At 58.8% G+C, this 10,997-nt stretch carries 11 protein-coding genes, 5 pseudogenes and 1 other annotated feature; of the genes and pseudogenes, 8 read left to right on the top strand and 8 right to left on the bottom strand.

Annotated features, from left to right (window positions below; translation table 11 throughout):
- Positions 1-68: 68 nt before the first annotated feature.
- Both ACFOM8_RS21855 and ACFOM8_RS21850 read right to left on the bottom strand, forming a co-directional pair.
- A pseudogene (locus ACFOM8_RS21855) lies at positions 69-643 on the bottom strand (helix-turn-helix domain-containing protein); the annotation flags it as partial.
- A 40-nt stretch (positions 644-683) separates the two neighbouring features.
- Positions 684-986: pseudogene (locus ACFOM8_RS21850) on the bottom strand (integrase core domain-containing protein); the annotation flags it as partial.
- A 43-nt stretch (positions 987-1,029) separates the two neighbouring features.
- Here ACFOM8_RS21850 and ACFOM8_RS21845 point away from each other — a divergent pair.
- On the top strand, positions 1,030-2,436 hold the full coding sequence (locus tag ACFOM8_RS21845) for an IS30 family transposase (RefSeq protein ID WP_377764495.1): 1,407 nt from the start codon (positions 1,030-1,032) through the stop codon (positions 2,434-2,436).
- A 7-nt stretch (positions 2,437-2,443) separates the two neighbouring features.
- On the opposite strand, the pseudogene ACFOM8_RS21840 reads toward ACFOM8_RS21845, so the two are convergent.
- The 4 genes and pseudogenes from ACFOM8_RS21840 to ACFOM8_RS21825 all read right to left on the bottom strand — a co-directional run.
- A pseudogene (locus tag ACFOM8_RS21840) lies at positions 2,444-3,070 on the bottom strand (IS3 family transposase); the annotation flags it as partial.
- Positions 2,978-3,093: a sequence feature (AL1L pseudoknot), on the bottom strand. It overlaps the preceding pseudogene by 93 nt.
- Positions 3,085-4,023, bottom strand: coding sequence for an IS110 family transposase (locus ACFOM8_RS21835; RefSeq protein ID WP_377764494.1), 939 nt, complete (start codon positions 4,021-4,023; stop codon positions 3,085-3,087). It overlaps the preceding feature by 9 nt.
- A 217-nt stretch (positions 4,024-4,240) precedes the next feature.
- Positions 4,241-4,537, bottom strand: a pseudogene (locus ACFOM8_RS21830) (transposase); the annotation flags it as partial.
- A 77-nt stretch (positions 4,538-4,614) separates the two neighbouring features.
- Positions 4,615-4,986 (bottom strand): hypothetical protein, encoded by a 372-nt coding sequence (locus ACFOM8_RS21825; RefSeq protein WP_377764493.1) that lies wholly within the window; start codon positions 4,984-4,986, stop codon positions 4,615-4,617.
- Positions 4,987-5,139: 153 nt separating this feature from the next.
- On the opposite strand from ACFOM8_RS21825, the gene ACFOM8_RS21820 reads away from it, so the two are divergent.
- Both ACFOM8_RS21820 and ACFOM8_RS21815 read left to right on the top strand, forming a co-directional pair.
- The gene (locus tag ACFOM8_RS21820) at positions 5,140-5,484 is read left to right on the top strand and encodes an MliC family protein (protein WP_089389322.1); all 345 of its coding nucleotides are present in this window, start codon (positions 5,140-5,142) and stop codon (positions 5,482-5,484) included.
- A gap of 54 nt (positions 5,485-5,538) precedes the next feature.
- A complete protein-coding gene (locus ACFOM8_RS21815; RefSeq protein WP_377764496.1) occupies positions 5,539-5,856 on the top strand; it encodes a DinB/UmuC family translesion DNA polymerase in 318 nt (105 codons plus the stop codon).
- On the opposite strand, the gene ACFOM8_RS21810 is transcribed toward ACFOM8_RS21815, so the two are convergent.
- The gene (locus tag ACFOM8_RS21810) at positions 5,849-6,421 is read right to left on the bottom strand and encodes a recombinase family protein (RefSeq protein ID WP_377764492.1); all 573 of its coding nucleotides are present in this window, start codon (positions 6,419-6,421) and stop codon (positions 5,849-5,851) included. The two genes, ACFOM8_RS21815 and ACFOM8_RS21810, sit on opposite strands and share 8 nt — an antisense overlap.
- 244 nt (positions 6,422-6,665) lie before the next feature.
- On the opposite strand from ACFOM8_RS21810, the gene ACFOM8_RS21805 reads away from it, so the two are divergent.
- Positions 6,666-6,923, top strand: a complete 258-nt coding sequence (locus ACFOM8_RS21805) for an AbrB/MazE/SpoVT family DNA-binding domain-containing protein (protein ID WP_207100935.1) — start codon at positions 6,666-6,668, stop codon at positions 6,921-6,923.
- Entirely contained in the window at positions 6,916-7,305 is a 390-nt protein-coding gene (locus ACFOM8_RS21800) for a type II toxin-antitoxin system VapC family toxin (RefSeq protein WP_377764491.1), read from the top strand. Before ACFOM8_RS21805 ends, ACFOM8_RS21800 begins: the two co-directional genes overlap by 8 nt.
- A gap of 247 nt (positions 7,306-7,552) precedes the next feature.
- On the opposite strand, the gene ACFOM8_RS21795 is transcribed toward ACFOM8_RS21800, so the two are convergent.
- Positions 7,553-8,884: a reverse transcriptase domain-containing protein gene (locus ACFOM8_RS21795; protein WP_377764490.1), complete on the bottom strand. Its 1,332-nt coding sequence runs from the start codon at positions 8,882-8,884 to the stop codon at positions 7,553-7,555.
- A 782-nt stretch (positions 8,885-9,666) separates the two neighbouring features.
- Between ACFOM8_RS21795 and ACFOM8_RS21790 the strand changes: the two genes are divergently transcribed.
- The 3 genes and pseudogenes from ACFOM8_RS21790 to ACFOM8_RS21780 form a co-directional block, all read left to right on the top strand.
- The gene (locus tag ACFOM8_RS21790; protein WP_377764489.1) at positions 9,667-9,915 is read left to right on the top strand and encodes a FitA-like ribbon-helix-helix domain-containing protein; all 249 of its coding nucleotides are present in this window, start codon (positions 9,667-9,669) and stop codon (positions 9,913-9,915) included.
- Between the two features lie 2 nt (positions 9,916-9,917).
- Positions 9,918-10,199: a PIN domain-containing protein gene (locus ACFOM8_RS21785; RefSeq protein ID WP_377764488.1), complete on the top strand. Its 282-nt coding sequence runs from the start codon at positions 9,918-9,920 to the stop codon at positions 10,197-10,199.
- Between the two features lie 53 nt (positions 10,200-10,252).
- A pseudogene (locus ACFOM8_RS21780) lies at positions 10,253-10,929 on the top strand (helix-turn-helix domain-containing protein); the annotation flags it as partial.
- Between the last annotated feature and the right edge of the window lie 68 nt (positions 10,930-10,997).

Below are 10,997 nucleotides of genomic sequence, written 5' to 3'. Positions count from 1 at the left end.
CTTGCCAACGCCCTGATCCGGGACGACCGAAAATGGGCACAAACCGCCCCTTGACCAAGACGGATATCTTCTGACACGAAATACTTTTCTGTATCCGTGAAGCGAACGGCCAACTCCCGCGGCGAAAGATCGGGCTCGTTGAGCGCCAGTTCCACGATCCGGTCACGCACAGCGTCGGGAATGCGGTTCCAGACCCTGGACGGTCGTGAGGGGCGGTCTTCCAGCCCTTCCGGGCCGTGCTCGACATATCGATCATACCACCGGTAAAAGGTTGTCGGCGGGACCCCGATCTGCGCCAAGGTCCGGCGAACCGGCAGGTGGGATTGCTCGACGAGACGGATGATCTCGAGCTTCTCGGACGCTGGATATCTCATGCGTGCTCGCCCCCAGCCCCGCTCGTGTTTTTTTTGAGGATCCGGTTCTCGAGGGTGAGGTCGGCCACAACCTCCTTGAGCGCCAGTGCCTCGGCGCGCAGGTCCTTGACCTCGCCACTGGTCGCCTGTCGGGCAGTGTCGCCGGCCAAGCGCTTCTTGCCGGCCTCGAGGAATTCCTTCGACCAGCTGTAATACAGGCTTTGGGCGATCCCTTCGCGGCGGCACAGCTCCGCATTGCTGTCCTCGCCCCGAAGACCGCTCAAGACAATGAACCGCCCCGGGTTTACCGGAGAGTTTGTGGTTCAATGATTAGGCTGCTTTTTCGTCAGCGTTCAAGCTTGCGTAGAAGGCCTCCTCTGCTTCGTTCGGCGTGACGTAACCAATGGCGCTGTGCAGGCGCGTCTTGTTATACCAGTCCACCCATTTGAGTGTTTCCCATTCGACCTGACCAACAGACTTCCAGGGTCCGAGGAACTTGATGACCTCGGTCTTGAACAGGCCGATGATGCTTTCGGCGAGAGCGTTGTCATAGGAGTCCCCGACGCTGCCGACCGAGGTGTCGATGCCTGCCTCAGCCAGCCGTTCGGTGTATCGGATCGACAGATATTGGGCGGATTCAATCGGTCGTCGCAACACCCCGTTCCTGGAGGTGTAGATGACGACGGGCAGGCGAAAATCCCAACGGTCCACGCGCCGCAAATTGTGCTCGCCAGGGCGGCCACCAGTCTGGCAGCGTGAGAATCTATGTCGGTTCTGGCAGGAGATCGCGGCAGGCCTCTCCAGTGAAGAGGCAGGTATCGTAGCCGGTGTCTCTGCTCCTGTCGGAAACCGCTGGTTTCGGAGGTCTGGCGGAATGCCCCCCACACATCTGGCCCCATCTGCACCGCAGCCGAAAAGCCGCAACCTTTCCTTTGCCGAGCGTGAGGAAATAGCCTTGGAATGTGCTCGGATGACCGGGGTGCGCGCCATCGCCCGCAAGCTGGGGCGTTCGCCCAGCACGATCTCGAGAGAGATCAGGCGTAACTCCGCGACCCGTGGCGGAGACTTCGATTACCGTGCCCTCACCGCGCAATGGCACGCGGATCGTGCAGCCCGACGTCCGAAAGTCAGCAAGCTCGCACGCAACCGACCCCTGCGCGACTACGTGCAGGACCGCCTCGCTGGCTTGGTCGCCACACCGGAGGGCGTCGCTTTTGATGGACCCGTCGTGGTATGGAGAAAACGGCGTGCGGTTCATCGGCAAAGTCGACGCTGGTCCTTGGCATGGAGCCCGGAACAGATTGCGCAGCGCCTGAAGGTGGACTTCCCTGAGGACCCGAGCATGCGCATCAGTCATGAGGCAATTTACCAGGCCCTCTACATTCAGGGGCGTGGCGCCCTGAAGCGGGAGCTCTCCGCCTGCCTTCGTTCTGGCCGAGCGCTGCGTCTGCCGCGTGAACGCGCCCGGAACCGGGGCAAGTCCTTTATCGAGGATGCGCTAATGATCAGCGATCGTCCGGCCGAGATCGGTGACAGGGCGGTGCCGGGCCACTGGGAGGGCGATCTCATTCTTGGTCTCGGCAGCTCGGCGATCGGCACCTTGGTTGAGCGAACCACGCGCTTCACAATGTTGCTGCATCTGCCGCGGATGGAGGATCATGGCAAGGCCAAGTCCCTCAAGAATGGGCCGGCCCTAGCCGGTCATGGCGCCGAAGCCGTTCGCGACGCCATTGCGGGCACTATCATGGAACTGCCAGCACAGTTGCGCAGATCACTGACCTGGGACCAAGGCGCGGAGATGGCCCAACACGCCCGGCTCCGGGTTGATACCGGCCTAGACGTCTACTTCTGCGATCCGCAAAGCCCTTGGCAGCGCGGCAGCAACGAAAACACCAATGGCCTGCTGCGCCAATACTTTCCCAAGGGAACGGATCTTAGCCGGCACAGCGCCGACGAACTGAGCGCTGTTGCCCATGCGTTGAATACACGTCCGCGCAAGACACTCGGCTGGCAAACACCGGCAGAGGCACTCGACCGGCTACTGAAAGCGGATATGATCGACGGTGTTGCGACGACCGGGTGAATCCGCCTTGGCTGCCGCGGTCCGAATGATGGATCAGCTTGTCAGCTTCGGATGGTGCCCTCTGGCAGATGGCCTGGTTCAGGGCATCGAGAACAAAACCGGTCGTCATCGAGGTTGAGACGCGCCAGCCAACGATCTTCCGGGCGAAGACGTCGATGACAAAGGCGACATACACCATCCCTTGCCAGCTTGAGACATAGGTGAAGTCGCTGACCCAGAGTTGGTTCGGCATGTCTGCCTTGAAGGCCCGGTTCACCTTGTCGTCCGGGCATGGCTGGGCGGTATCGGGATTGGTCGTGACCACCTTCTTGCCGCGCACAACGCCTTGCAATCCCATCGCCTTCATCAGCCGCTCGACGGTGCAGCGGGCAATCTCGCGTCCTTCGCGGCGCAACTGGTGCCAGACCTTGCGCGCGCCATAACGGCCTCGGCTGTCATCGAAGGCCTCCTTGATGGCAGCCATGTCGAGGCGATCCTGTTTGGCCCGATCCGATGCCAGGGCGGGGTCTCGCTCCCCAGCCTTGAAGCTGTAGAATGTCGATGGTGCGATCCCCAGAACCCGGCAGATCGGCCCGACACCATGGACACAACGGTGATCATCGATGAACGCGATCATCTGCGGAACGGGCGGTCGAGTATCCGTCTTGGTCAAGGGCGGTCAGGCAGCCAATCTCGCCTTTCGCGCAGCAAGGTGTTTGCAAGGACGATGATGCGCCGCATAATGGCCGTTATGGCGACTTTCTTCGCTTTGCCGGCCTTTAGCAGCTGCTGATACTTGTCGTGGAGGTCCCGGTTGAAACGAATGGCGACAAGTGCGGGCATGTAGATCGCGCGCCGAATTGATGACCGACCTCCGGTGATCCGCTCCTTGCCCTGCCACTTTCCAGATTGCTGCGTCATGGGCGCAAGTCCGGCGAGAGCGGTGATCTTCTTGCCCTCGAGGTGCCCAAGCTCCGGCATGTCGATCAGCATGGTGGTCGCGGTCAGACGACCAATCCCCGGAATGGTCATCAAACGGCGGATGCGTTCTTCAAGGGTGCCTCGCTGCCTGGCGATCTGCGCGATGACCTCATCAAGCGCTTGGATATCGGCACCAATGTCCTCAATGCGGCGACCAAGCTGTTCTCGCACGAGCGGGTTCAGTGCAGTAGCAAGCCGCGTCTTTGCAGTCACCTGATCTTTGACCAAAGCGCGGCGGGCAGTCAGCAACTCTCTGAGATCATGAACATCTTCGCTTTCAATGACTTGAGGCGTCAGGTCAAGCACAACGCCCATGCGCGCCAGCATTCTGGCGTCGACGCTATCAGTCTTTGCCAATCGTCCGATTGCTTGCGCAAAGCGCCGTGCCTGCTTTGGATTGACTTTGATGAAGGGCAGCCCCGCCAGACTCAGATGCCGCTCAAGCCCCCGGTGATAGGCGCCGGTCGCCTCGAAGACGATGAGAACGTCTTCCTCCTTTGCCAGCCAGTCGCACAATTGCCCAAAACCTTCAGGCGTATTGGGCAGGCAGCACGCCTCCGTCCGGGAATGCCAGAATGCATCAAGACGGTCTTTCGACACGTCAATGCCGATGGTATCCTTGGCCATCTTTTCTTCCTACCTATGCTTGTCGTTCGGGCCCGCAGCCCACGTATCCGTTCAGGTCGTTAGAAAAGACGGGGGCTCGTCAAACTCGACCGCGGTCCTTCAAGACCAAGCTCCGCACGACGCCGCCCCCGCCGCTGCCCCGCAGTTTGCGGTGCTGGGCAGCGGCTCCCTTTTGCCTCAGGAGCCTCAAATCTCATAAGACAAGCTCCGCCGCTGCGAAATATGCACTGGCCTTCTTCAGGATCTCATTGGCCTGGCGCAATTCACGGACCTCGCGCTCCAGTTCCTTGATCCGGTCCTTCTCCGCGCTCGTCAGACCGCCGCGCTGACCGGCATCACGTTCGGCCTGCTGGCACCAGACACGCAGGCTATCGGGCGAACAGCCAAGCTTTGGCGCAATCGCCCTGTAGGCGGCCGTATCGCTGGCATAGCTGGCGCGGTTCTCTCGGACAAGCCGAACACCGCGTTCGCGAAGCTCGGCCGGATAGGCGGGGGTGAATCTCGGCTTTGACATAGGGCTCATCCTTTGAGTGTTTTACTCTCCGGTAAACCCGGGGCGGTTCATGCGGTGGCTCTGCCGCAGCCACCACGTCAAGCTGCACCATTACGGTGAAGATATGTTTCCTGTCGGTCGCCTCGGAGACGGCCGATCACGAATCCCACGGAAAAAGCCGCCAGCACAGACAAAGGCGTGAAAGCAATCGAGGCTGGATCGTCCGGCCGCAGAATAAGGGCCACGACGACACCGACGGCAGCGCCGAAGAACGATCCCGCCCCCTGCCCGAATGCCTTGCCCAATGTGCCGCCGATATTGCTCTGCGTCACGGCGATGGCGCTGATGACCGCCGAAAGCTCCACCGTCAGCCCTAATGCGTAAACCACCGAGAGCGTGGCGACGCCCGCGACAGTCATGCGAAGGGCATGGATCGCCCACCAGCCGTGACGCTTGAACAGATGCTTCATCCTTGGTGCCATTCTCTCCGATATCCCGCAACCGGCAGGATGTCACGGCTATGGGAGGAAGGGGCTTGGTCTCGCTTCAGTAGATGGATAGTAACTAGATCCGGCTGTTATAAGTTCGGGAAGAAGCGTCGTTCTCTATGGAAAGGCATCCCCATGCCACGGCCCACTCTGTTCGCCACCCTCTTTGCATTTATGCCCGCCATCGCCTTTGCAAATGCGTCCCTCACCATCGCCTTCGACATGGATGACGTGATCACGGCCCGCTATGATTGCGGCGGAAACATGCCGCTGGCGGTGGTCTACGTTGCCTCCGACACCGATGCCTTGGCGTTGGTCCCTGTTGACGGAGGTCCCCGGGTTTTTGCGCAGGTAGTAAGTGGATCGGGTGCCCGCTATGTCTCGGGTCCGTACGAATGGATCATCAAGGGGGAGGCCGGTCAGCTGATCGACACGCTGGAGGACAGGACCGTCTTCGACTGCGGACCTGCCGAACAGTAGGCGCAGAACCCGGCAGCGGGCGGATATGCATCGCTCTTTTAGACCTGCTGTCAGCTGAGGGCGAGGGCAATACCTGCAAGGGAAACGCCCGCCCCGAGGCTGCGCGTTGCAAGATGGCTGACCGCGCCGACGCGACCAGCAATCCCGCCCGCGACCAATCCGACGATCATACCAACGCGATGCAAGAAGAGGGGCAAGGCCGTCACCCGATCCTCAGGCACGCCCATGACGCCATTCGATGTGCTGGCGCAGGCTGTCACTGCCCACGCCACCCGCTCAGCGAAGAAGCTCCGCCAGCACGGCCTTGTCGCAAGAACGCTGACCGTGTTTTTCCACACAAACTCCCGCATCGCTGCCATTGGCTTCACCTAAATTTGGTATCTCCTTTGGTGCCTCCGGCGTCGATCGCCCGATACACCGTCATCCGGGATACGCCGAGCTCGCGGGCGATCTGGGCCTTTGACATGCCGTCTAATGCGAGGTTACGGATTTTCGCATCGTCCACCCGCTTCTCTCGCCCCTTGTAGACGCCCTTGCCCTTTGCGGCGTCGATACCGGCACGCTGACGATCACGAATGAACTTCAACTCCATATCGGCCACCATGCCGAGAACGGTGATGACCATCCACCCCATATCGCCGGCCGTGGTGACTTCGGGTTCGAGGATGCGGAGCGACGCTCCCTTGGCATCCAGTTCATGGACGAGGTTCAGAACGTCGCGTGTTGACCGGCCAAGACGGTCGAGACGATGCACGACCAGCTCATCGCCCGCGCGCAGAAACTCCAGAACTGTTGCCAATTCGCTGCGACCGTCGCGAGATACTCCCGACCCGGTTTCGGAGCGGATGATGTCGCAGCCTGCTGCCTTCAGCCTGGCTTTCTGGATGTCGAGATCTTGGCTTGACGTGCTGACGCGGGCGTATCCAATCCGAGGCATGGGCAATCTGTCACGTTAGGGTGGTTGAGGTCCTGTTACTGTCACAAGCGCTATTATGCCACTCATTTGTGACATCCTGAGCTGTCACATCCAACTGTCACCTGAAGGTGTGCCCAAAAGTGACCCAGCAGGGTAGGGCAACGGTTGGCCGGTGCCTTTCCGTCACAGCGCTTCAGACTTTTTTATACGTCCGATACCATATACACTGGCAGGTATCAGATCTGGAAAGATGACCTAAGGAAGGATGGAAGACATGACAGCCCAACGGGTCCGGATCATCGAAGGAGGCAAGCTCGTCATTCCGGCGCTCATGCGCCGCGAGCTCGGGATTGCCACAGGCGATACTGTGCTTGTCGACGTAGAAGATGGAGAGCTGCGTGTTCGTTCGCTTTCCCAAGCCGTTGCAAGAGCCCAAGCCATATTGCGGCGCCATGTGCCTGAGGGTGTCTCGCTGGCGGCCGAGCTGATCGCCGACCGGCGGCGCGAGGCAGAGCGTGAGTAAGGCCGCGGTCCTGGACGCCTCTGCCCTGCTTTGCCTTCTGAACGGGGAGTCGGGCAGTGAGCGCGTAATTGAAGCGTTGCCTACCGCCGTGATTGGCGCCGCCAACTTCGCGGAGGTCGTGTCCAAGCTATGTGAGCGAGGCCTGAGTGCTGAGGAAGTGCAAGACGTGCTCGGCAGCCTTCCTCTTGATGTGCGACCTCTCAGCGCCTCCCAGGCATATGCGATTGGTCACCTGCGCCCGACCACCCGCAATTACGGGCTGTCGCTCGGGGATCGGGCATGTCTTGCCCTGGCAGCCGAACTCGGAGTGCCTGCCCTGACTGCAGACCAGGCTTGGGCCGGCCTCGACATCGGCGTAGAGGTTGAGCTCATCCGGAGCTAATAGGCGACACAAGGAGCCATTGCTCCACGTCCCTTTGCGACAAGTACCATGTCCAAGCTGAAAATCGGAGATGGTATTCCGGACAGCTGATTTCCTGACACGTTTCTTGGACAGCAGGAGCCGCTTGTTTCAGGGTTCAGCCCATGTCCGCCGCTATGCCCAGCAGATGAACGTTTAATAGACGCGGGAAGCCAAGGAGGTTAAGGTTAATAATAGAGTGTGTGCTCTACCGCCGCAAAAAAATTTATCAGGCTTTCCTCTGGCTGGCTTCAAACATGTCTTTTGTTGTTGGAATGCCATAGACTAGCATTTGAATAGGAACACTGGCATGTTTTAGATTACGCCCTACAATAGCCTGATAGTCTTTCACTTGTCCTGACACAAAGTCATCGAGTTGCTGAAATTGCGTCGGTTCAGTACAGAATGCAAAAGCCTTTTGCCATCCGTATAACCTTTCCCCAATTGATTTTAACGTGCCGCTTTGAGAAAGCTTGGGGTCTAGTCCTCCACCCTTGCGAATAGCTTCTTTGATCGCGGCCTTAGAGTTCGACAACGCCTCATTCACCGCTTTTTTCATATTATCAACTGATTGCTTACTGGGTACACACCGCTTCGGCTGGATCGTGCAGCCTAGAAAATTGATTGCTTTCGAACATTCACCTCGGGCAGCTTTCCCAGAGCCGTCATCCGCTCTGTACAGACCGAACTTGAATGTCGATAATGTACTTTCTGCATAGCTAATTGCCCGGTCAAGGTCGGCCTCTTGAGCTGAAACCATCAAGATATCGTCGATATAACGGATTGAAGTAACGCCCATACTGTTTAGGACATGGTCCATATCGAATAGCAAAATATTTCCAGCCAAGGCGGAAAGAGAAGCCCCCTGTGCAACCCCAATTCCGTTATTAGGGAACAGGTTTGTGTAACCTTTTAGCTCGTCAGGATTTCCTAGGCGAACCTCTAGTGCCTTTGCAAAAAGGTCTGCTAGAGCATCATCCTTAGTTTCTTGGCGAACAAAGGTAACCACATTATCGGTTGGAATAGCTGTGAAGAATGCCCGAATATCGGATTGATAAAAATACGCCGCCCCCCCGTCAATGGCTGTCCTTATTGACTCGATGGCAGGACGTACTCCGCCGTAAGGATGGATCAGCCCGCCGACGCCATACTTTGACGTATTAACATCATTTATTCGTCCTAAACGTGGATCTTGCTTCGTGCCTGATCTTGAGTTCGCGTCTTTGGGATCGCGAAGGAAGCGAGGTTGTAGAACTTGCAATATAGCCCGCTGAACAACGCGATCCTGAAGCTTAGCAATCGCGATTGGGCGGGGATCCTTGCCTTGTGCAAGACGTTTTTGTTTGTCTTTAAGGACGCCTTGCACCGGCTGAAATACAAAGCGACCCTCTCGAAGCTGAGTAATTAGCCTAAACAGGTGCTTCTGGTGTTCGTACTCGAATGCTGACGCTTCCCCTCTAATATCCGAGTTTCCGGAAGCTAGAGCGCTATGTTTCACATGCCGCCAAGCAGAAAAAATGTTCTGTTCGCTACGAACTTCATCAAAAAGGCTTTTAGCCATGTTCTCCGTTCGGGTCCCCCATAAATACAGCCCCGACCGTTGACGGGTACCCATCCACTGCGCACGGCTCGGCCGCGACGACAGACACCTTGGCAGCAAACGCCACCTCGGCGCGGTCCCCGTGGCGGGCGATCCGCATGGACAGGTCCAGCTTCACGTCCCCCGCCATGGCAACCATGGACGCTGCGACGAGCGCAATGACGCGCACGCCGGAAAGCCAGCTCAGCCGAGCCGGTTTTTGAGGGCCAGATCACACATATCTCCACCTTCCACCCTAGCAGGTTTTTGGCAATGTCAAGCGCTCTCCGGCCCGGCTGCGCCCGCCGCTTTGAATGCTTATCCGCTGTGTGAGGGTCGTCCGTAGACGCAGTAATCACAGCATCGAAGCCAACGGCTAGGTTCAACCCATCCACTGCGCACGGCTCGGCCGCGACGACAGACACCTTGGCAGCAAACGCCACCTCGGCGCGGTCCCCGTGGCGGGCGATCCGCATGGACAGGTCCAGCTTCACGTCCCCCGCCATGGCATTGGACATAGAATTCAAAGAAGAGGCTATGGGATTGTAATTCAAGATGCTGCGGCAGAAAAATTTTCTAACACAAAAGTCGTGAGATTAGGCCGGCGTTGACGATGCAACTCCCTCGACGGCATCTATGTGCGTGGGTGGGTCCGAAGCGATCCACAAAGGGGAGCGGTCACATCGTCAACGCCGCCTGTATCCTGTTCGCTGAAGTTGATATCGTTGCATGCAATGATTACTGTTTCGTGTCAGGAGGACGGCATGGCAAGCATCACAATCCGAAACCTGCAAGATGACGTGAAAAGGCGGCTCCGCATCAGGGCGGCGGAGCATGGCCGCTCTATGGAAGAAGAAGCGCGCGAAATCCTGCGTGAGGTAGTAGGGGAGGCCGAGCCGACCTATGACCTCGCCGCAGCCATCCGGGCGCGTGTTGCTCCGCTTGGTGGGGCTACCCTTGACCTTCCGCCGCGAGAACCCATGCGAGAGCCGCCCACGTTTGACCAGGCGTGAGCATGATCATTATTGATACCAATGTGGTTTCCGAACTTTTACGTCCAACTCCGGAGCCACAGGTCGAACAGTGGCTTTCCGGGCAGGATGGGCGGACCGTTTACTTGACCGCAATTTCTGAGGCGGAGCTGCGCCATGGGCTAGCTATCATGCCAGCTGGCAAGCGCCGTGCTTCTCTGACTGATGCTGTCGATCGCATCCTGCGCGAGGACTTGGTGGGCCGCATCCTGCCCTTCGACAGTGACGCCGCTCTGTCTGACGTCAGCGGCCTTGGGACAGATTAGGCCGATTGCGTGACGGAGGGTTTCTGGCTCATCGTAGCCTTCATGGAGCGAAGATGAGCAAGAAACCCGTGACGATGAAAGCCGAGGCGGAGAAGGCAGTCAAAGACATCCGCCGGGCGACGCGCAAGATCCACAGCGCCGAAGAGAAGATCAGGATTGTCCTAGCGGGTCTTCGCGGCGAGGACAGCATTGCCGAGCTGTGCCGCCGCGAGGGGATCGCGCAGAGCCTGTATTACAGCTGGTCGAAGGAGTTCCTCGAGGCTGGCAAGAAGCGCCTCGCCGGTGACACGGCGCGCCAGGCGACCAGCATGGAGGTCAAGGACCTCCGCGCCGAAGCACTGGCGCTCAAGGAGGTTGTAGCCGACCTGACCCTCGAGAACCGCCTGCTCAAAAAAAACACGACCGGAGCTGGGGGCGAGCACGAATGAGATACCCAGCGTCCGAGAAGCTCGAGATCATCCGCATCGTCGAGCAATCCCACCTGCCGGTGCGCCGGACTTTGGCGCAGATCGGGGTGCCGCCCACGACCTTCTACCGGTGGTATGATCGATACGTCGAACACGGCCCGGAGGGGCTGGAAGACCGCCCCTCACGGCCGTCCCGGGTCTGGAACCGCATCCCCGATGCTGTGCGTGATCGGATCGTGGAACTGGCGCTCAGCGAGCCAGACCTGTCGCCGCGGGAGTTGGCCGTTCGCTTCACGGATACAGAAAAGTATTTTGTGTCAGAAGATATCCGTCTTGGTCAAGGGGCGGTTTGTGCCCATTTTCGGTCGTCCCGGATCAGGGCGTTGGCAAG

It is taken from the genome of Paracoccus angustae, from assembly GCF_042648745.1.
Lineage (GTDB): Bacteria > Pseudomonadota > Alphaproteobacteria > Rhodobacterales > Rhodobacteraceae > Paracoccus > Paracoccus angustae.
The sequence above is the reverse complement of the archived record's forward strand: the minus strand, read 5'-3'. Positions and strand labels throughout refer to the sequence as shown.